The 20,791-nt window shown below is 33.1% G+C and carries 23 protein-coding genes and 1 riboswitch; of the genes, 13 read left to right on the top strand and 10 right to left on the bottom strand.

Translation table 11 applies throughout. The features are described 5' to 3' along the window. Nucleotides 1–459, bottom strand: a 459-nt coding sequence (locus tag QZZ51_RS00580; protein WP_291864435.1) for an iron chelate uptake ABC transporter family permease subunit, incomplete at its 3' end; no start/stop codon positions are given. Further along, on the bottom strand, nt 460–1,605 hold the full coding sequence (locus QZZ51_RS00575) for an ABC transporter substrate-binding protein (protein WP_291864431.1): 1,146 nt from the start codon (nt 1,603–1,605) through the stop codon (nt 460–462). 240 nt (nt 1,606–1,845) lie between these two features. Beyond that, nucleotides 1,846–2,072, top strand: a riboswitch (cobalamin riboswitch). A gap of 34 nt (nt 2,073–2,106) precedes the next feature. On the opposite strand from QZZ51_RS00575, the gene QZZ51_RS00570 reads away from it, so the two are divergent. Both QZZ51_RS00570 and QZZ51_RS00565 read left to right on the top strand, forming a co-directional pair. After that, the gene (locus QZZ51_RS00570; protein ID WP_291864428.1) at nt 2,107–3,939 is read left to right on the top strand and encodes a TonB-dependent receptor; all 1,833 of its coding nucleotides are present in this window, start codon (nt 2,107–2,109) and stop codon (nt 3,937–3,939) included. A 2-nt stretch (nt 3,940–3,941) separates the two neighbouring features. Then, nucleotides 3,942–5,357: a Calx-beta domain-containing protein gene (locus QZZ51_RS00565; protein ID WP_291864427.1), complete on the top strand. Its 1,416-nt coding sequence runs from the start codon at nt 3,942–3,944 to the stop codon at nt 5,355–5,357. A gap of 86 nt (nt 5,358–5,443) precedes the next feature. On the opposite strand, the gene QZZ51_RS00560 is transcribed toward QZZ51_RS00565, so the two are convergent. Next, on the bottom strand, nt 5,444–6,907 hold the full coding sequence (locus tag QZZ51_RS00560) for a S41 family peptidase (protein WP_291864424.1): 1,464 nt from the start codon (nt 6,905–6,907) through the stop codon (nt 5,444–5,446). A gap of 221 nt (nt 6,908–7,128) precedes the next feature. Between QZZ51_RS00560 and QZZ51_RS00555 the strand changes: the two genes are divergently transcribed. From QZZ51_RS00555 to QZZ51_RS00530, 6 genes are all read left to right on the top strand, one after another. Continuing rightward, nucleotides 7,129–7,638 (top strand): sigma-70 family RNA polymerase sigma factor, encoded by a 510-nt coding sequence (locus QZZ51_RS00555; RefSeq protein ID WP_291864421.1) that lies wholly within the window; start codon nt 7,129–7,131, stop codon nt 7,636–7,638. Continuing rightward, nucleotides 7,625–8,059, top strand: a complete 435-nt coding sequence (locus tag QZZ51_RS00550; RefSeq protein WP_291864419.1) for a hypothetical protein — start codon at nt 7,625–7,627, stop codon at nt 8,057–8,059. The genes QZZ51_RS00555 and QZZ51_RS00550 overlap by 14 nt, the downstream gene beginning before the upstream one ends. Nucleotides 8,060–8,068: 9 nt before the next feature. Further along, the gene (locus QZZ51_RS00545; protein WP_291864417.1) at nt 8,069–8,614 is read left to right on the top strand and encodes a DUF4252 domain-containing protein; all 546 of its coding nucleotides are present in this window, start codon (nt 8,069–8,071) and stop codon (nt 8,612–8,614) included. An 87-nt stretch (nt 8,615–8,701) separates the two neighbouring features. Continuing rightward, nucleotides 8,702–9,244, top strand: a complete 543-nt coding sequence (locus QZZ51_RS00540; protein WP_291864414.1) for a DUF4252 domain-containing protein — start codon at nt 8,702–8,704, stop codon at nt 9,242–9,244. A gap of 65 nt (nt 9,245–9,309) precedes the next feature. Beyond that, complete coding sequence (locus tag QZZ51_RS00535; RefSeq protein ID WP_291864411.1) at nt 9,310–9,849, top strand: DUF4252 domain-containing protein; 540 nt, start codon at nt 9,310–9,312, stop codon at nt 9,847–9,849. Between the two features lie 139 nt (nt 9,850–9,988). Then, nucleotides 9,989–10,810, top strand: a complete 822-nt coding sequence (locus tag QZZ51_RS00530) for a mechanosensitive ion channel domain-containing protein (protein ID WP_291864409.1) — start codon at nt 9,989–9,991, stop codon at nt 10,808–10,810. 89 nt (nt 10,811–10,899) lie between these two features. Here the strand turns inward: QZZ51_RS00530 and purB are convergent, their stop codons facing one another. Beyond that, a complete protein-coding gene (gene purB, locus QZZ51_RS00525) occupies nt 10,900–12,243 on the bottom strand; it encodes an adenylosuccinate lyase (protein WP_291864407.1) in 1,344 nt (447 codons plus the stop codon). Nucleotides 12,244–12,362: 119 nt separating this feature from the next. Beyond that, on the bottom strand, nt 12,363–12,923 hold the full coding sequence (locus QZZ51_RS00520) for an adenylosuccinate lyase (protein ID WP_291864404.1): 561 nt from the start codon (nt 12,921–12,923) through the stop codon (nt 12,363–12,365). Between the two features lie 37 nt (nt 12,924–12,960). On the opposite strand from QZZ51_RS00520, the gene QZZ51_RS00515 reads away from it, so the two are divergent. Then, entirely contained in the window at nt 12,961–13,434 is a 474-nt protein-coding gene (locus QZZ51_RS00515) for a heme-binding domain-containing protein (RefSeq protein WP_291864400.1), read from the top strand. Here QZZ51_RS00515 and QZZ51_RS00510 read toward each other — a convergent pair. Next, a complete protein-coding gene (locus tag QZZ51_RS00510) occupies nt 13,397–14,092 on the bottom strand; it encodes an NAD-dependent deacylase (protein ID WP_291864398.1) in 696 nt (231 codons plus the stop codon). The two genes, QZZ51_RS00515 and QZZ51_RS00510, sit on opposite strands and share 38 nt — an antisense overlap. A 35-nt stretch (nt 14,093–14,127) precedes the next feature. Between QZZ51_RS00510 and QZZ51_RS00505 the strand changes: the two genes are divergently transcribed. Next, nucleotides 14,128–14,784, top strand: coding sequence for an RNA methyltransferase (locus QZZ51_RS00505; RefSeq protein ID WP_291864395.1), 657 nt, complete (start codon nt 14,128–14,130; stop codon nt 14,782–14,784). A gap of 44 nt (nt 14,785–14,828) precedes the next feature. Beyond that, the gene (locus tag QZZ51_RS00500; protein ID WP_291864392.1) at nt 14,829–15,356 is read left to right on the top strand and encodes an SRPBCC family protein; all 528 of its coding nucleotides are present in this window, start codon (nt 14,829–14,831) and stop codon (nt 15,354–15,356) included. Nucleotides 15,357–15,459: 103 nt separating this feature from the next. On the opposite strand, the gene QZZ51_RS00495 is transcribed toward QZZ51_RS00500, so the two are convergent. From QZZ51_RS00495 to QZZ51_RS00480, 4 genes are all read right to left on the bottom strand, one after another. Then, nucleotides 15,460–15,963: a heavy metal-binding domain-containing protein gene (locus tag QZZ51_RS00495; protein WP_291864389.1), complete on the bottom strand. Its 504-nt coding sequence runs from the start codon at nt 15,961–15,963 to the stop codon at nt 15,460–15,462. Between the two features lie 77 nt (nt 15,964–16,040). Beyond that, entirely contained in the window at nt 16,041–16,829 is a 789-nt protein-coding gene (locus tag QZZ51_RS00490; RefSeq protein ID WP_291864386.1) for a carboxypeptidase-like regulatory domain-containing protein, read from the bottom strand. A 74-nt stretch (nt 16,830–16,903) separates the two neighbouring features. Continuing rightward, entirely contained in the window at nt 16,904–18,727 is a 1,824-nt protein-coding gene (locus QZZ51_RS00485; RefSeq protein ID WP_291864383.1) for a DEAD/DEAH box helicase, read from the bottom strand. A gap of 278 nt (nt 18,728–19,005) precedes the next feature. Then, the gene (locus QZZ51_RS00480; protein WP_291864381.1) at nt 19,006–19,587 is read right to left on the bottom strand and encodes a non-canonical purine NTP diphosphatase; all 582 of its coding nucleotides are present in this window, start codon (nt 19,585–19,587) and stop codon (nt 19,006–19,008) included. A gap of 71 nt (nt 19,588–19,658) precedes the next feature. Here QZZ51_RS00480 and QZZ51_RS00475 point away from each other — a divergent pair, with 71 nt between their 5' ends. After that, nucleotides 19,659–20,114: an isoprenylcysteine carboxylmethyltransferase family protein gene (locus QZZ51_RS00475; protein ID WP_291864378.1), complete on the top strand. Its 456-nt coding sequence runs from the start codon at nt 19,659–19,661 to the stop codon at nt 20,112–20,114. Between the two features lie 70 nt (nt 20,115–20,184). Then, nucleotides 20,185–20,790, top strand: a complete 606-nt coding sequence (locus tag QZZ51_RS00470; RefSeq protein ID WP_291864376.1) for a SatD family protein — start codon at nt 20,185–20,187, stop codon at nt 20,788–20,790. Nucleotide 20,791: the final 1 nt, after the last annotated feature.

The following is a 20,791-nucleotide window of genomic DNA, read 5'->3' as shown; positions in this document are numbered from 1 at the left end:
ATCTTTTACTCTAGATGCTACGATAATAACAGCAAGTAGTACCATAAAACTACCTATACTAGAAGTAACGGCTAAAGAAACGTTAGATATTAGATTAAAAGAAAATAAGCTGCTGAAAATAGAAGACCCCATAATTAAAAAAGCAACTCCTAAACTTGCTCCAGAGCTTATACCTAATACAAATGGACCAGCTAATGGGTTTCTAAATAGGGTTTGCATAAGCAATCCACTTAAGGCCAATCCGCTACCTACTAAAATTGCAGTAAAAGCTTTGGGTATTCTATAATTCCAAATAATATAGCTCCACGATTCATTGGTTGTATTACCACCAAAAATAGAACTTATCGTATCTGAAAAAGGAATAGAAACGGAACCCAAGCTAATATTTATTCCAAAGAATAATACTAATAGCAAAGACAATAAAAAGAAAGCTCTTAAGTATGTTTTGTTTGGTTCCACTTATTGTAAAGGTTGGTAAAAGAACGGTTTATAGTTTGGTAAAATTTCTGGGTGAAATATATAAATTAAATCTTTTAGAACAATATCTGGTCGGCTAGGGGCAAGCTCAAAAAATAATAAGCCTCCTGTTTCGCCTCTGGTATTAGCGAAAGTGTATATTTTTTTATTCTTAAACGCTTTAAATTGGGTGTAATGAGGGCTGCCAGCTTCCATTTGTTCGTAGGTTGTAAATTGAGAAGGAGAAACCCAATAATCGGCATTTTTCGCGGTAGCTAATACTTTTTCCCAACTTAAAGAAAGACTACCAGTCTCTTGGTTGTCTGCCCATAAGTAGCTAGTATTTGCGTCTTTTAAATATTGCGCTGCCCAACTTTTTCCTCCTGGCAAGTACCATACATCTTTAAACATGGCACCACTTAAAACGGTACTTTTTTTATCGGTTTTGGCGGCCAGTGATTTAATTTTAAGATATTCTTTTTCCACCGAGTTAAAAATGCTATCTGCCTTTTTTTCTTGATTAAAGAAAAGGGCAAAGAATTTAATCCATTCTGCTTTTCCTAATGGTGTTTGCTCTGTCCAATCGCCATTGTAAACAATAGGAATATTTGCTGTTTCTAGAGTTTTGTATGCTTTGTTTTGGTTATCAATACCAAAACCAATAACTACATCTGGTTGCAATTCTAATGCTATTTCTGTATTCATAGATTCATTGTTTCCTAATTCTCTAATCTCTTTATTATCTATTCTTTTTCTAGTAGCAGTAGAAGAAATATAATCGGTATTAGGAAAGCCTACTAAGGTGGAGTCTACCCCTAAGGATTCTAAAACAGGAATATGGGTAGTAGAGGTAACAATTATTTTCTTTACAGGGATTGTAATGATAGCATCATACTCTTCTTTGTTTAAAGAAATGGTTGCCATTTTTTCTTCTGGAACTAAGGCATATGTAAACCCATTTTCAGCATTGGGCCATGGCGAAGTAATTTCTAGTATAGTGACCCCCGAGTCCTGTTTTTCTATAGAGAAACCGTTTGCATAACGGAGTGTGGAACTAGTTTTAGAGGCTTCTGAATTTGGTATTTTATTTACCTGTTGCTTACAGGAGATAACAATTAAAAATAGAGCAATTAAGATGTGATTTTTCATAAAATTTGGAATAATAAGGGGCCAAAATTAGGTTATCCGTTTGTTGTGAAATGTGACAAATGTCAGTTTTTTATATGGTTAAACATTATAATTTTGGCAAAAATTATTCTAATGAGGGGAGAATCTAATACTATAATCTACATAATTGCGGGTATTATATTACTGCATTTTGTGGTTGGTTTTATTTGGTTAGCATATAAACTCAGCAAGAAAAAAGAGGATAAATAATTTATTTAATGTTATTTTTGTAATGAATTTGGTTTTATCACTTTCACGGTGATTAAATTAAAAGGGAATCTGGTTAAATTCCGGAACTGTTCCCGCAACTGTAAGCTTAGTTTTGCTATTGCATGAAAGATGCAAATGTAAGATGGCTGCTATTTCTTCAATACCACTGTTAGTAAAATAATGGGAAGGTGAATAGTAGTACGCAAGTCAGGAGACCTGCCAAATTCCAAATTAAAGATTCGATTGACTTTCGGGTAAAAGGTCGTTGTTGTGATGAAAAATTTAATTTTAATTTCATTTTTAGTTCTATTTAGTGCAACTACAATGTCTGCACAGCAAGATTCCATTATTAAACTGGATGAAGTTGTTGTTTCTGATGTTCGCGTAAAACGTTATGCAGATGGCCATAAGGTTACTGTTTTAAAGGACAGTGCTATACAACGTAATAATGTATTTCTTACATCGTTATTAGCTTTTAATTCTAATATTTATTTTAAGGAGAATGGTTTTGGAATGGTGTCTTCACCTGCCTTTCGAGGAACTAATGCCTCACATACCGCAGTTATTTGGAACGGAATTAATATAAACTCTCAGTTAAACGGACAAGTAGATTTTAACACTATAAATCCTTTTAATTACAATTCTATTGGTATTCGTAGTGGAGGAGGTAGCGTGCAATATGGTTCTGGGGCTATAGGTGGTAGTATACATTTGAATAATGATTTACGTTTTGAAAAACACTTTGACAATCAAGTTTCTATTGGTTACGGTAGTTTTGAAACAAAAAAAGTAAACTTTAATCAAAGTTTTAGTAATAGAAAAGCTTCTTATAGTTTCGGAATTAATTACAATAAATCGGATAATAATTACAAATACTTAGAGACCGATGAGATTAATAAAAACGGGGAATTTGAGAATCTTAACTTAAATTTTAATGCTGGTTATGTTCTCTCTGAAAAGCAGGTTTTAAAAATATATCACCAAAGTTTTATTGGGGAAAGGAACTTATCTGGAAACCTATTTGTTCTAGGTAGAAGTAAGTATAAAGACAATCATTACCGTACGCAATTAGAATGGGGGCGTTTTGGAAAAAAAGCAGTTTCCAAAGTTAAGCTAGCATATTTGCAAGAAGAGTTTAAGTATTTTGAGAATAAAGACGTAGATAATTACTCTTTTGGAAAAGTATCTAATTTTTTGGCTCGCTATTCTTTGGATATGAAATTATCTAAGGCTTTTAGATTAAACTCTTTCTTAGAATATAATAATTATATAGGCAAAGGCGGAAGTTTTGGAGACCCTAAAAGGAATGATTTTTCTGCTACGGCACTTATAAAACACACAATTTCTCCAAGAACGGCATATAATTTTAGTGTAAGACAAGATTTCTCTTCCGATTTTTCTAGCCCTTTGGTATTTTCTTTAGATGGTAAATATGATTTTAATAATCATTATGGCATACAACTAAATGCTTCTAAAAACTTTAGAACGCCAACGTTTAATGATTTGTATTGGCAACCAGGAGGGAACTTAAATCTTGTTCCAGAAAAATCGTATCAAGTAGATTTAGGAAATCGCTTAAAATTTGGAGGTGTATCTCTAAAGGTTAATACATATTATATAGCAACAAAGGACATGATTAAGTGGCTTCCTGGAGATGGAGGATTTTGGGCGCCTATAAATATTAATGATGTTCAAATTTATGGGGCAGAAGGAGAGGCAGAAGTAACATATCCTATAAATAAGAAACAAGAGGTAAATTTTAAATTAAACTACGCCTATACGGTTTCTGAGGATAAAGAAACAAAGGAACAGCTCATTTATGTTCCATTTCATAGAGGGAATGCTTCCTTGACGTACAGAATATCTGGTCTTAATATATTCTATCAACATTTGTATAATGGTTCTGTTTCTATTATTGGAGGAGAATTAGATGAATATCAAACAGCGAACATAGGTGCAACATATACGGGGAACCTTTTTAATAAAGGCCCTAAATATACTTTGGGGATTACTATAAATAATCTTTACAATATCTATTATGAAAATATAGCATTGCGTCCAATGCCAAACAGAAACATTCAAACACAATTAATATTAAATTTTTAAAAATGAAATTCAAACACTTTATGTTAACAGCGGCTATGGCCACATTATTATTTGCATCTTGTAGTGATGATGATGAGCAAGTGCCAGGAACGGTAGGAATATCTACAGTAGAAGATTCTTATGAAGAAGGAGCGGGTACGGTTGCAGTGACTATTACAACTACTGAGGCCTATGATATGGATGTAACCGTTAATTATGAGGTTTCTGGTACAGCTACGTCTGGAGAAGATTTTACTGCTTTATCTGGTTCCGCTATTTTACTTGCAGGAGAAACAACGATAGAGCAAAGTTTAGTTCTTATAGATGATGAAGATGTAGAACCATCAGAAGCGCTTATTTTAACAATTACATCTACTAGTAACACACAAGATGTTATAGGTTCTAATAGTTCGGTGACCTTAACAATTACGGATAATGATTCTTATCCTTTTGAGAATGGAATACTAGTAAGTCATGAAGGTAACTTTGGACAGGGAAATGCTTCTGTGTCTTTTATATCTAACGATTTATCTGATGTACAAAATGGCATTTTTAAATCTGTAAATGGAGTAACTGCGTGGGGAGATAATGCACAAAGTATGGCTTTTAATGGTGATTATGCTTATATAGTAATGAATGGGTCTCAAAAAGTAGAAGTGGTTAATCGCTATACTTTTGAATCTGTTGCTACTATAGGAGGACCAAGTAAGGCCGATTTTTTAAACCCACGTTATATGGCTATTGCTAATGGAAAAGGGTATGTTACTAACTGGGGAGATGGGTCTAATCCTGATGATGATTATGTTGCTGTAATTAATTTAGAAAGTAACACAGTTGAAACTACAATTTCTGTTGTAGAAGGACCAGAGCGTATTGTAGTAAAAGATAATATGGTTTATGTTGCGCAACAGGGAGGTTATAACCAAAATAATGTGGTTTCTGTTATTGATGCAACTACTAATGCGGTTACGACTACTATTGCTGTTGGTGATCGTCCAAATTCATTACAATTAGATGCGGATGGTAATCTTTGGGTTATTTCTGGAGGAAACCCTTCTTGGACAGGAAGTGAGACAGCTGGGCAAATGGATAAAATTAATACAACAAATAATACTGTTGCTAGTACCTTGAACTTTGCAGAAACAGAGCATCCTGGAAGCTTAGAAGTAGATGGAGCAAATCTTTATTATTATATGTCTGGTTCTGTTTATGCTATGGATGCAAAAAGTACAGCATTACCAACTACTTCAGAAATTACGGGACTTAGTTTTTACGACATGGCAGTTATTGACGGAAAGCTTTACGGTGTAGATGCTAAAAATTACGTTAGTAATGGTTCTTTAGAAGTATATGATCTTACAGATAATTCTTTATTAACTTCTAAAGAAGTTTCTATTATACCAGGAGGAATTTATTATAACGGAATAGCGGAAAGATAGTATACTCGTTCTTAATATGCGGAATACTATAAAAACAAAGAGGGCTCTATAGATATAGAGCCCTCTTTTATATTTAAATACTTTTCTTATTGCATACTGCTACCAATATTCAATGGCTTATCTAAGAACATATTGTCTTTTAAAACGCTAAACATTTTAGAATCGGTAAGAACCTTAGCAGGCATTTTTACAGTAAAATCTCTTTTGCCAGATACACCAGTAATTTCTTGAATAGCTCTTGCTAATAAAGGTTCGTTTTGCTCTCCTAATACACCTAAATTTGCTAGATCTTCTTCTAGTTCAATATCTGGTACTAAGCCAGTAGTATAATCAGAGAAGCCATCGGCATTTTCGTTTCTACCAACTAATGGTTGAATAGCCCATCTGTTTTTTGTGTTAATTTTATTTTCTCTTGCTTTACTATAGATATAATTGTTACCAGAATCATCTACCATAGTAATAGAGAATTCATTTTTTCCTTTTGTTTTCTCACCAATATGTACAACATCAATATACGGAGCTAAACCATTCATTACTAATTCACTTGAAGAAGCAGAGCCATTGGTTGCAAGTACATATACTTTAGATAAATTTAGCCTGTTTAAAGCTGCTCCGTTGCTTGTTTTGTCTCCAAATTTATCTACCAATTGATTTTCTGAAAATTCCGATTGCAATTTATTATTCCAGCGTTGTCTTAAAAATACATCGGTAGTATTCGTACCATGAATCATACTAGATAGTAAGCGAGCAGTATTTACAGAGCCACCAGGATTGTATCGTAAATCTAAAACCAAATTGGTAACTCCAGCAGTTTTAAAATCTCCAAAGACATTGTTTAGGCCTTCATCATATTCATTAGTAAACCCATTATAAACTAGGTACCCTATTTTTTCACCGTTAATCTCAAAAGTTTTAGATAGGAATACTGGGTTTTCAGCAAGGCCTTCTAATTTAGTTAAAGTAACCTCTTTGTCGTTAGGCTCAACTTCGTTATTGGTATTAATAGAAGCCATATTCAGTGTATAGGTATCTGCATCTCCAAAAAGTAGATCTACATAATTTGTTCTAGTAAGTGTTGTTCCATTTACTCCAGTAAATAATTCACCCCTATTAATATCTTTTGTAGCGGCATCAGAATTTGGAATTATATAGCGAACATATCCAAAGATATTTTCTCCTTCACTAAAGGCTACAAGTCCAAATTCTAAGCCGTTGCTTTTAGAAATACCAGAAAGGGCTTGTGTAAGTTCTGTATAATCGTCAGAGTAAAAACTAAAACGATCTTCAGAGAAAGATAGTTTGTTATCGAAGAAGTTTCCTGGATCAGTTTCACTAGCTAAAAAATCTAGATAAGCCTGGTCATTTCCTGTGTTAGAAAATTTATCATCTGCCAAATTAGCTACATCTGCTTGCCAAAAATACCAGTAATTCATTGCTTTCCACATAAAATCTTGTACAACAATCTCGTCTGGGGCGAAATTATCATCATCATTGTTGCATGAGGTAAATAGGAGCCCTACAGAAAGGAATAGTAAAAAATACTTTTTCATAGTTTTTATTTTATCATAAAAATACCTTCAAATACTATTCCAACAATGTAATAAGCAGATGTGGAGGCACTTTTTTATTTGTATACTTACGTATATATAGGTGTAAATAGTTGTCCAAAATAGGCACATAAATAGAAATAAAAAATTTTTTGTAACAAAAATCGTTGTACTTCGTCTTCCTTATGTAGACCAATTAATAGGTTTGCAACCAACCAGCTAAAATGAAACAGTCAGAATTTACTAATCTGGTAATGCCTTTTAAAGACAAGTTATTTAGACTTGCTAAGCGTTTACTAGTATCTACAGAGGAAGCAGAAGATGCTACTCAAGAAGTACTATTAAAGCTTTGGTCTAAAAAAGCTAAGATGGAGAACTATAATAATGTAGAGGCTTTTGCCATGACTATGACTAAGAATTTCTGTTTGGATAGATTAAAATCGAAACAGGCGTCGAATTTAAAGTTGGTGCATAGTAATTATGGAGATGATAATAACTCGCTTCAAAAGAATATTGAAGCTAAAGACAGTGTTAATTGGGTAGAGAAAATAATGAATGAATTACCCGAGCAACAAAAAATGGTATTGCAGTTGAGAGATGTAGAGCAATATACCTTTGAAGAAATAGAAAAATTATTAGATATGAAGCCAACAGCAATACGAGTGGCGTTATCTAGAGCAAGAAAAACAGTTAGAGAAAGATTAACACAAAAGCATAACTATGGAATTAAATAACATAGAAAAATTATTAGAAAAGTATTTTGATGCTACCACAACGGTTGCAGAAGAAGAAACATTACGAACGTATTTCTCTCAAGAAAGTGTAGCTACACATCTGGAGCAATACAGACCCATGTTTCAATATTTTTCTACTACCAAAGAAGAGCAGTTTACCAAGCAGCTAGCATTAAAACCTAGAAATAACTATAGTAAATGGATTAGCGTTGCAGCAGTAGCAGTTATTGCCTTTGGTCTTTATTTTGGGAATACATACCAAGAACAGAAATTAGCGGAGCAAAAAGAGGCTCAATATGCTTATAATGAAACAAAAAAAGCATTAGACCTTTTAGCGCAAAACTTTAGTAAGGGTACCCAAAAAGTAGCTTACTTAAATGAATTTGAAGCAACAAAACAAAAAATTTACAATTACAAATAATAATAAATCATGAAAAAGTTCCTAATAATAGCAGTAATAGCACTAATACCTTTAACAGGTTTCTCACAATCTTTGTTTGATAAATACGAAGATTTAGATAACGTAAGTGCTGTAGTAGTTAATAAGAGTATGTTTAACCTATTAAGTAAAATAGATGTTGAAGTAGATGATCCCGAAGCGAAAGACTTTATGGATATAGCTAAAAGTCTTAATAATTTAAAAGTATTTATTACAGAAGACAAAGCAGTATCAGCAGACATGCTTAAATCTATGAATGCGTATTTAAAATCAGCAAAGCTAGAAGAGTTAATGCGTATAAAGGATAAAGATGCTAATATTAAGTTCTACATTAAGGAAGGTAAGGATGAGGATCATGTAAGTGAATTGCTAATGTTCGTAACTGGTATGAAGAATGTAGATGTAGATGTAAACGGCAGAAAATTTGAAACCGTATTATTATCTCTTACCGGAGATATAGATTTAAACAAAATAGGTTCATTAACAAATAAAATGAATTTACCTCAAGAATTAAATAAAGCAGGGAAAAAGCAGTAATTAAATAATCATCAATCAATTAATTAATAATTCATCCTATAAAGTCCCCTTATTAATCAAAGGGGCTAGGATAAAAACAGAAAAGTCATGAGAAAATTTAGTTTAGTAGTAGCAATTGCCTTATTACCTGTATTTGGGTTTTCGCAATCTATCTTCGATAAGTATGAGGATATGGATAATGTAGGTACCGTAGTCGTTAATAAAGGAATGATTGATTTGGTCAGTAAGATAGGAAGTATGACCGATGATCAAGAGGCAAAAGATTTTGCCGATGTTGCGAAGGGTATTAAAGGAATTAAAGTATTTATAACTGAAGACAAAGGGGTTTCCGCAAATATGGCTTCTACGGTTAAAAAATATTTAAAATCATCTTCCATGGAAGAATTAATGCGCGTTAAAGACAAAGATGTTAACGTAAAATTTTATATTAAAAGTGGTAAAGACGAAGATCATGTAAAGGAGCTTTTAATGTTTGTTTCTGGTATAAAAAATGTAGATGTGGATGTAAACGGCAGAAAATTTGAAACGGTTTTGGTTTCCATGACTGGGGATATAGATTTAAACAAGATAGGAGCGATTACCAATAAGATGAATCTTCCAAAAGAATTAAACAAAGCAGGAAGGAAATAATAAAAATAGAATTGCAGTTATCCGTTTTAAAAGGATAACTGCTTTTTTTTAATCAATCAAAAAAAATGATAGCGATAATAAAAAATATATTAGCTTTTGGGATTCTTTTTTTATTGGGTGCATGCGCATCAACACAAAGCCTTCAAGAATACTATGTGGACAATTATGAGAACCCTAATTTTATTTCTTTTGATGTGCCAACTAGTGTGCTAAATTTAGAAGAAGCAGATTTATCAGCTACTCAAAAAGAGGCTGTTAGCTCTTTAAAGAAATTGAATATTTTGGCTTTTAAAAAAACTCCCGAAAATATAGCAGACTATGCAGCTGAGAAATTAAATGTAAAGGGGATTTTAAAAAATAAAAAGTATACCGAGTTAATGAAGATGAATACAAGCTTTGGAAAGGCAACCATAAAGTATTTAGGCCATGAAGATGCTATTGATGAGGTTATTATATATGGAGCTAATGATGAAAAAGGGTTTGCTTTAATCCGAGTTTTAGGAAATAATATGAATCCGGCACATTTGGTACAAGTAATAAAAGCTATGGAGAAATCTAATTATAATGGGGAAGGTTTAGGGCAACTGAAAGATTTTCTTAAATAGTTGGTAAGTTTTCGTGTAAAATATATCCTGTTATGATGTAAATCGTAATGGGATTTTTTCATTTTATATAAAATAGTTTAGTGACCTTCTATTTATATTCGTGTCTAAATTACTAAACACTAAAAATTTTAAAATTATTATGGAGAACACAGATGTAAACTCATGGTTGAGTAAAGGAATGGATTTTATTATGGATTATGGACCTAAGGTAATAGGTGCAATATTAATCTATATCATTGGTTCATGGGTTATAGGGAAAATAGTAAAGCTTGCTGGTAAGGCTATGAGTAAGAAAGATTATGATGAGTCTCTTCAGAAATTTCTTTTGAATCTAATTTCTTGGGCATTAAAGATTTTCTTGATAATTACAGTTATTTCTACGTTAGGTGTAGAAACTACAAGTCTTGCAGCAGTAATAGCAGCGGCAGGTTTGGCAATTGGTTTGGCTTTACAAGGGTCATTATCTAATTTTGCTGGAGGAGTTTTATTAATCATATTTAAGCCATACAAAATTGGGGATTTAATTGAAGCTCAAGGAACATTAGGAGTGGTTAAGGAGATTGAAATTTTCACTACTAAACTAGTTACGCCAGATAATAAATTAGCAATTGTACCTAATGGACCAATGGCTAACGGAAACATTGTTAATTATACGGCAGAAGGTAAAATGCGTGTAGATCTTACTATTGGTGTAGGTTACGGTGAAGATATTAAAAAAGCAAAAGAAGTTTTAATGCGTGTTTTAACTTCAGATCCAAAGGTATTAAAGGATCCAGCTCCATCTGTAAATGTATCCGATTTGGCAGATAGTTCTGTGAATTTTGCTGTACGTCCATATGCTACACCAGATGATTACTGGGATGTTTATTTTGGAACCTTAGAGAATTGTAAAATAGCATTAGATAATGCAGGTATTGAAATTCCTTATCCACATTCTGTTGAAATTCATAAAGAAGGATAGGTTATAAGTTAGTTCTTATATAACACAAAAAAGCCTTTGAAGTAAAACCTCAAAGGCTTTTTTGTGTTATATAAATAAGAATTGATGAATTAAATACCAGTGTAGTTACTAGGTGTTATCGCTTTTAATTCTGCTTTAATAGCATTAGACACTTCTAAGGAATCTATGAAGTTAGCCATAGAATCTTGTGTTATTTTTTCATTGGTACGTGTTAAGCCTTTTAAAGCTTCATATGGGTTAGGATATGCTTCGCGTCTTAAAATGGTTTGTATTGCTTCTGCAACAACAGCCCAATTGTTTTCTAAATCCTGCTCAAATTTTGCTTTGTTTAGTAGTAACTTATTCAATCCTTTTAAAGTAGATTGAAAAGCAATTAAAGTATGTGCAAAAGGAACACCAACGTTTCTAAGAACCGTACTATCTGTTAAATCTCGTTGTAGTCTAGAAACAGGAAGTTTGGCAGATAAGTGCTCAAAAATGGCATTTGCAATGCCTAAGTTGCCTTCAGAGTTTTCAAAATCAATTGGGTTTACTTTATGCGGCATAGCAGAAGAACCAACTTCTCCTTTTTTTATTTTTTGTTTAAAATAGTCCATGGAAACATAGGTCCAGAAATCTCTATCTAAATCTAATAAAATAGTATTTATTCTTTTTAAGTTATCGAACAAAGCAGCCATATGGTCATAATGCTCAATTTGGGTGGTAGGGAAAGAATGGTGAAGCCCTAGCTTGTCGTGTACAAATTTTTCTCCAAAAGATTTCCAATCAATAGATGGGTAAGCAACTACATGGGCATTATAATTACCAGTAGCGCCACCAAATTTTGCGGCACTTGGGATATCGTTTAGTAAATTAAATTGTTCTTTTAAGCGAGTTACATAAACATTAATTTCTTTTCCTAATCGAGTAGGGGAAGCAGGTTGTCCGTGCGTTCTTGCTAACAATGGAATAGCGTCCCATTCTTTAACCAATACTTTAAGTTTATCTACTACCTCAAGGTATTGCGGCACATAAACTTCGTTCATGGCTTCTTTTATAGAAAGAGGGATTGCGGTGTTATTTATATCTTGAGAGGTTAATCCAAAATGGATAAACTCTTTATGCGCGCTAAGACCTAAAGTATCAAAAGCTTTTTTAATAAAGTATTCTACCGCTTTAACATCGTGGTTGGTTACTTTTTCTATATCTTTTATTTCTTGCGCATCTTTGGCGTCAAAATTTTCATAGATGTCTCTTAAGGCTCCAAATTTAGAAGTGTCAAAATTTGCTAATTGTGGTAGTGGAATTTCGCATAAAGCAATGAAGTATTCAATTTCTACTCGTACTCTATATTTAATTAGTGCTTCTTCGGAAAAAAAAGGAGATAAAGAATTGGTTTTACTACTATATCTTCCGTCTATAGGAGAAATTGCATTTAGTTGCGTAAGTGACATTTGCTTAAGAATTGATTAGTAATTAACAAGCCGCAAATATACTTATAAGTTCAGGAGTTTAAAAGTCTATAAAAGTTTAATCTGTTTTACAATTTTTGGTATATGTTACAAGAGACAATTTACTTTATTTTTTCTAACGTCATTCTAGCTCTTGCTTTATAGGCAGTACTACCGTTGGCATAGTTTTGTTCTAAAACCATACGTAGTTCTGGGTAAATCCAATCGTATTGGCGTCCGAGTAATAATAAGGATGTCATAGAATAAGCTTGTGCAGCCACTTTGTGGTCTCCAATAAGCCAATCAAAACAATTACTTGTAATACGCTCTAAATGCGTATTTGTTAGGTGTTTTTTACAGGGTGTTTCTTTCTTAGAGAAGTAAGATTTTGTTAGATATTCACATATTTTAGCCATAGGACGTACAGAGGAATCTAAATGTACTTTATGTAAGGATATTGTAAAAGTGTTTAGATACGGGAAAATATAACTTAGATTTTCTTTAGCGGTAAACTCTAATATCCAGCAAGCTCTGGAAGAGATTGGGTTATCAACAGTAAAGGCAATAGATAGTAGTGGTTCTATTAAATGTGGATTAGTAAGAATTAAAGTAGCCATTTCTTGTCGTTTCTCTCTAGAGTGGTTCACATAATCTAATGCATTTAAAAGAGCTTCTTTATTCATAAAAAAAATGTAATTTTAAGGAAATTTGTTTCCCCAAATGAAAATACTAAAAAAAATAGCAACTGCTCTGTTGGTTGCTTTTGTAGTTGCCCAGTTTTTTAGACCAACACAAAACAAATCTCTTGGTAACCATACTAAGGTTTTTATAGCAGAGACTAATCCTCCCGAAAAGGTAAGGGTTGTTTTAGAGCAAACCTGTTACGATTGTCATAGTGATAATACGAATTATCCTTGGTATAATAATATAGCCCCAGTTTCTTTTTGGTTGTCTAAGCATGTGAGAGATGGAAAAAAACATTTAAATTTTTCCGATTGGGCTACCTATTCCGATAAGGAAAAAGACCATAAGTTAGAAGAAGTCGTAGAAACTTTAGATAATGGCGAAATGCCATTAAAAGAATATACATGGACACACGAACAAGCTAAACTTACGGAGAATCAAAAGATTTTAATAAAAGAATGGGTATTGCATTCTAGAGCATTGTATCAATTAAAGAATTTACGACAGTAGGAACTCCTTTAGTCGCGGAGTCGGCTATAATAGTTAATAAAGAATAGTCTTTCTCTGTAATACTTGGTTTAGGGTCTATAAAATAAATAGGAGTGTTTTCTGGTGTATAATCTATTAAACCAGCCGCCGGGTAAACTTGCATAGAAGTGCCAATAATTATTAAAATGTCTGCATTTTTTGTAATTTGTATGGCTTCTTCCATCATAGGAACATCTTCTCCGAACCATACAATATGTGGTCTTAATTGAGAGCCCTTACTACATAAATCTCCTAACTCTATGTTTTTATTCCAAGGGGATATTAGATTTTCATCGATAGAGCTTCTTGTTTTTAGTAACTCCCCATGTAAATGAGTAACTTGTTTGCTGCCAGATCGTTCGTGCAGGTCATCTACATTTTGGGTTATAATCTGCACATGGAAATTATCTTGTAAAGATGCCAATGCATAATGGGCAGCATTAGGTTCCACGTCTAATAATTGCTTTCTTCTTTGGTTGTAAAAGTCGAGTACTAATGCTGGGTTATTTTTAAAACCCTGTGGAGTAGCTACCTCCATAATATCATGGCCTTCCCATAATCCATCCGCATCTCTAAAAGTTTTTATGCCACTTTCGGCACTTACGCCAGCACCAGTTAGAACAACTATATTCTTTTTCATAATTATAAAAGTATACTTTTTATTATATTGGAGGCATGATAGATGAAAAGCTTTTGGCTTATTTAGAGGAAATTGTTACTCCAGAACGTATAGAGCGCTTTAAAGTAATACTAGAGGAGCGAACAAAGTATATAACGGTAGCCATTGAAGATGTTTTTCAAAGACATAACATGAGTGCCGTAATACGTAGTTGCGAGGTTTTTGGGATTCAAAATGCGCATGTAATTGAAGGTCGAAACGCTAAATGCTTGGATGAAGAAATTTCTATGGGAGCTCAAAATTGGGTAGATGTTTACGAGTATAAGGATACTATGAACTGTATAGAGAGTTTACGCAAAGAAGGGTATAAAATAATAGCAACAACACCACATAACGATTCCTGTTATTTGGATGATTTTGAGATAAACGGTAAGACAGCTCTTTTTTTTGGAACCGAAAAAGATGGTTTAAGCCAGGAAGTAATAGATAATGCGGACGGATATTTAAAAGTACCTATGGTCGGTTTTACCGAGAGTTTAAATATATCTGTTTCCGCAGCAATAATATTACAAAGTTTAACTAACAAGCTTAAGAGTAGCGACTTAGATTGGGAATTAACGGAAGGAGAAAAGTTAGATAAACGATTAGATTGGAGTAAGAAATCTATTAAAAGTATAGATGCTATTTTGGAACGTTATTCTAAAGAAGGCTAAATTTTTATTACTTTTAGGAGTAATCAACTAAAACCACCACAGAAATGAACACATTAATTTACGTAATTGTAGGGATTGTTTTGCTGCTATTAATTTTAAGTTTAATAGCGCCTAAAGGATATAATGTTTTTAGAAAAATAGAGATTAATAAGCCAATATCGGAAGTTTTTGAACATCTTAAATACTTGCAGAAACAACAAGAATGGTCTCCTTGGGCAAGGAAAGACCCGAATATGGAGAAAAAGCTAACAGGAACAGATGGTGAAGTAGGGGCAATTAGTTATTGGAATGGAAATAAAGAAGTAGGGGAGGGAGAACAAGAAATTACAAAAATCATAGACGGGAAAAGAATAGAAGGAGAGCTTCGGTTTCTTAAGCCTTGGAAATCTACTTCAGATTGTTATTTTGATGTTAAGGAGATAGGTGGCGGGAAAACTGAGGTAACTTGGGGTTTTTCAGGGAAAAATAAATTCCCAATAAGTATTATGATGCTATTTATGAATATGGATAAAGCTGTAGGGAAAGATTTTGAAGAAGGATTACGCACTTTAAAGGAACAATTAGAAAGCTAAATTGCTACATTGAAATATAAAAGAAAAAGGCTATGATTTATCATAGCCTTTTTCTTTTATACAAACCTAAGTTCGTATTGGTTCTATTGTGAAATTTTGTTTATTAAGAATGTTCAGGGCATTTAGGGCACTTGCATTTTCCCTCTTCACATGTACAATCTTTTTTGTCTTTACAAGTACAGGCAGCGTCTTTCTTAGAGTCTTTACTGTGTTTTGTGCATTCACTACTTTTTGCTCCTTTACATTCCTCTTTTTTACAATCTTTCTTCTTGCAGTCTTCTTTCTTGCAGTCTTTCTTTTCGCATTTCCCTTTATGAGGGCATTTACTTTCTTTGCAATCTTCTTTCTTGCAATCTTTCTTTCCTTTTTTACACTCTTTAGCTTTGTGAGCTACTTCTGCTAAATCCATTTTACAAACAGGACAAGAACCTTTTTCAGAGTAAGTTTTTCCCTTTTCGCAATCCATAGGACATTGGTATACAGAGGAAGATATTTCTTTTTTAGTTTCTTCTTTATCAACTTCTTTAGTTTTGTCTTTACAGGATATTGAAAGTGTAGTAAAGAGTATTAGGGTAAAGATTTTAGTGGATAGCAAGTTTAATTTCATTGTAATGGTTTAAGGTTATTTAAATTTTTATATAAAGCTATAGAACAAGGAAGAGAAAAAGAAGTTGTTATGCAATTTTATTTTCTTTTTTTACCTCTGTTGAGTACTTTAAAATCTTCGTAGCATCCGCTGATTGCATCTAAAATTTGCAAATCATTTGCTGTGGTTATAAAAGATTTAGAATAATTACAGTTGTTTAATATATCTTGTATGTCTACTTTTTCAACTTGTAGCAACTCCATTAAAGTTTCTCTATCAAATTTAGAAGCTAATAGATTTCTAATTTCATCATCTTCCTTTATTTGTCTAAGCTTCCGCATTTGGTTTGGTTTTTTACCAAACAAGTTACGGAGTAGGTCTGCGGGGTTTAAGATGGCTCCGAGTACTTTAGTTACAGCGCTAGGATTTTTGTTTCCTGCTTCATAACCAACAGATAAACCAGAAATACTATACTGATACGAATTGTTTATAGGTAGGTTTTTTACATCTATTTCTAAGTAACCTGTAAGTTGGTATGGCCTTACAATTACTTCCTCTAAGGCATAGGCCAGTTCCGTTAGGGATACTTTAGTATCCTTAAACTTAAACATGTCATTAGTTATTCTAATCTTTTGCGATTTAAAACCTAAAAAAGAGAAATATAAAGTATCATTTACTGCAGCTGTAAGTGTAAATTGTCCTTTGCCATTTGTAATGGTACCCTTTACTTGGTTTAGGTTCACAATATGAACACTTTCCATGGGGGCATCCGTCTGTGCATTTATAACAATAGCACTAATTTCTGTTTTAGCAACAATTTTTGTTTCTTCTTGGCTATAAGCAGCACTACAAACAAAACAAAAAATAATAAGTAACTCTTTTCTCATACTTCTAAAATACTGCAATATACATGCAAACAAAAAAAAAATACGCCGAAGCGTATTTTTTAATATAGGTTTAACTAAAAGAAGTCTGTATTTCTTTTTTTTGTTCTCCGTTTACCAGAGAAAGTTCCTCCGCCACCTTGCGAAGAAGAAGAGCCACTATCTCTTCTTTTACTTCTGTCTCTTCCTCCGCTACTATCCCTATCTCTTCCTCTATCACGACCGCCGCCGCCGCCAGTTCTTCTGCCGCCGCCACTGCTACCGCCGCTATTTCTTCTTCCACCACCAGGGTTTTTAGAAACTTCAACATTTACAAAACGACCATCTACTTTAAACTCAGTAAACGTAGAAAGGACTTGTTGAGTTACAGATGCATCTGTATTAAAGAAAGAAAAACTCTCTTTAACATCCACTTTAAAAACATCTTCTTGTCCTAATTGAGCTGTATCTCTAATAAAATCTTTTAGAGACATCCAATCGTAATCATCCTTTTCTCCTACGTTAATGAAATAACGGACAGAGCCACTTGTTGGTATTTCTCCGCCTCTTTCACGACGTTCATCTCTTTCCCCACGGTCAGGAGAGTTTAGGTCTTTAGATTTATTGTAATAGTCATGGAATCTAGTAAATTCTGCAGATATAATCTTTTTTATAAGATCTTCTCTCTCAATGCCTGCAAAAACATCATTTATAGCAGGAAGGTAATTTTCAACCTCTTCATTAATTTCAGCGTCTTTTATTTTATTTGCCAAATGGTATAGCTGAATTTCGCAAATTTCCATTCCTGTTGGAATAGTTTTAAGTATAAATTTTTGATTTATCTTATTTTCAATTGCTCTAATTTTTCTGGTTTCGCTTCTTGTTACAAGAACTATAGAGATTCCAGATTTACCAGCTCTACCTGTACGACCACTACGGTGTGTATACGTTTCTATTTCGTCAGGTAATTGGTAGTTAATTACGTGTGTTATATTGTCTACATCAATACCACGGGCAGCTACATCTGTAGCTACAAGCATTTGTATTTGTTTTTTACGGAAAGAGTTCATTACTAAATCTCTCTGATTTTGACTTAAATCTCCATGGAGAGCTCCAGCATTGTAACCATCCTCTATTAACATTTCTGCTACACGCTGCGTATCTCTTTTGGTTCTACAGAAAACAACAGAGAAAATACCAGGATTAGTATCTGCTAACCTTTTTAAAGCAGGGTAACGATCTCTTCCACTAACTTGGTAGTATTCATGTTGTACCGTCGATGCTCCAGAGTTTTTAGCGCCAACCGTAATTTCTTTAGGAGAGTGCATAAACTTTTTAGCAATGATAGATACTTCTTTAGGCATAGTTGCAGAAAACAACCATGTAGATTTTTCATCGGGAGTGTTAGATAAGATATCTTTAATATCCTCAAAGAAACCCATGTTAAGCATCTCATCTGCTTCATCTAAAATACAATAGTCTATTTTGGTAATGTTTACCAAACCACGACTAATCATATCTTTCATACGACCAGGAGTAGCTACTATAATTTGTGCTCCTCTTTTTATTTGTCTAGCCTGATCTGTAATACTAGCACCACCATAAATGGCTACTACATTTATATTCTTTTCGTATTTAGAATATAATTTTAGTTCATTAGTAATTTGTAAGCAAAGTTCCCGTGTAGGAGATAAAATTAATCCTTGCGTAGTTCTACTATCACTATCAATTTTTTGAATTAATGGAAAACCAAAGGCAGCAGTTTTACCCGTACCTGTTTGCGCTAAGGCAACCAAATCGGTTTCACCTTCTAATAAAATAGGAATTGCTTTTTCTTGTACTTCAGAAGGTGTTTCAAAACCTAAATCTGTAACAGCATCTAATAAGGACTGTTTTAGCCCTAATTCATTGAATTTTGTCATAATGTATAAATGTTAATCGCAAATACGAATGTTGCATAGAGCGATTAACTATTGTAACCCATTTATACTCAGCGCAACACATGCTATACCAGCGGCGTTTTATAAAGCGGCAAAGGTACTGTAATTAATTAGATTGAGGAAATACTATTTTAAATATGAGCTGTAATGTTGTAAAGTGACCGTAAATAGGGAGATTCACCTTTATTTAAGGCTATGTATTTAGGATTAATATTTTTTATTTTCTTTAGAGAAGAAGGGATTCGTTCTTTTTTAGAATATTAATGGAACAGAATATTTAAGTGTTCCATCAATTGTATCATTGCTTTTCCTCTATGGCTAATTAAATTTTTTGTTTTTATGGAGAGTTCAGCAAAGGTTTTATTATACCCTTCGGGTTTAAAAATAGGGTCATAACCAAAGCCTTCTAAGCCTTCTTTGGTTTTTGTTATTTCACCTTTTGCAATTCCTTGAAAAAGAGTTTGTGTATTGTTTATATTCAGTGCAATTACAGTTTTAAAATGCGCGGATCGATCCGTTTTGTTTTTTAATTTTTCTAAAAGGAGATTCATATTATCTTCGGAGGATTTTTGTTCTCCAGCATATCTAGCGGAATATACACCAGGTTCTCCGTTTAAGACGTTTACTAATAATCCTGTATCATCAGCAAAACAAGGTAGGTTGTATTTTTTTGTTATGTAGTTTGCTTTAAGTTGTGCATTACCTTCTAAGGTGTTTGCTGTTTCTGGTATATCTTCTGTACAGCCTATATCTTTTAAAGAAAGTAAGGTTATGTGTTCCGGAACTAAAAGTTGTACTTCTTTTAATTTATTTAAATTATTGGTAGCAAATACAAGTTTCATAAATATAAAATATTAAGAGCGATTTTTGGTTTAGATGTTATCGTCCTAATCAAAAATAGTAATTTTATAGAATGAAATTAAAAATACCACCACCAGTAGTTGTCCTTTCTGTTTCTGGATTACTAATGTATCTTCTTGCTAGATTCTTACCTTTTGGGTATTTTCATTTTTTTGGTAGAATGTATATGATGAACTTCTTATTTGTAATTGCTTTTTTTATTGGAATTCTTACAGTGGTTCAATTTTTTAAGCAAAAAACAACCGTGGATCCAAGAAAACCAGATAAAGTATCTTTTTTGGTCACAAATGGTTTGTATAAATATTCGCGTAATCCTATGTATATGGCTTTGTTATTAGTTCTTTTAGGATGGTGTATGTGGTTGGGAAATACATTTAATTATATTGTTGCTGTGCTTTTTGTGCATTATATGAATCGTTTTCAAATTTTTCCGGAGGAGAAAGCTTTATACGATAGGTTTGGTAAGGAGTATAAAACGTATTGCTCTAAGGTAAGGCGATGGTTTTAGAAAAGCTTATATTTTTATTTATTAGTAATTTTGCTTATATTTTTATATATTAGCATTATAACTTATAATTATGATTGCAATTATAACTGGTGATATCGTAAATTCTGGGAATTATAATTCAGAGGAATGGATACCTATATTAAAGAATCATTTAGCAACAATAGGAGGCACGCCTATGGATTGGGAAGTGTATCGTGGAGATGAATTTCAGGTAAAACTCCCTGTAGAAAAGGCGCTGAAGGAGGCTATTCATCTAAAAGCGTTACTTAAGCATGTTAAAAAATTAGACGTTCGCATGGGAATAGGTTTTGGTGATGAGACGTACGTTGGTAACGGAGTTACGGAGTCTAACGGATTAGCTTATCAACGTTCTGGAAGAACATTGGGGATGCTAAAACAAGCGAAAACCAATATGGCTGTTGCTACAGGAAATGCGGTAACGGATAGAACTTTGAACTTAATGTTAAAGCTAGCATTAGATTTTATGGATGATTGGAGCGTAGTTTCAGCTGAAATTGTCAGTATAGTGCTCCATAATCGAGAAATATCACAAAAGGAAATAGCAAAACAGCTGGGTATACAGCAATCCGCAGTAAGTCAGCGTTTTAAAAGAGCAAGATTAGATTTGGTTTTAGATTTACTAAACTATTATACAGAAATAAGCAAAGAAATATAAG

This window comes from Maribacter sp., from assembly GCF_016744255.1.
Lineage (GTDB): Bacteria > Bacteroidota > Bacteroidia > Flavobacteriales > Flavobacteriaceae > Maribacter_B.
Note: the sequence above shows the minus strand (reverse complement) of the source record. Positions and strands in the feature narration are given on the sequence as shown.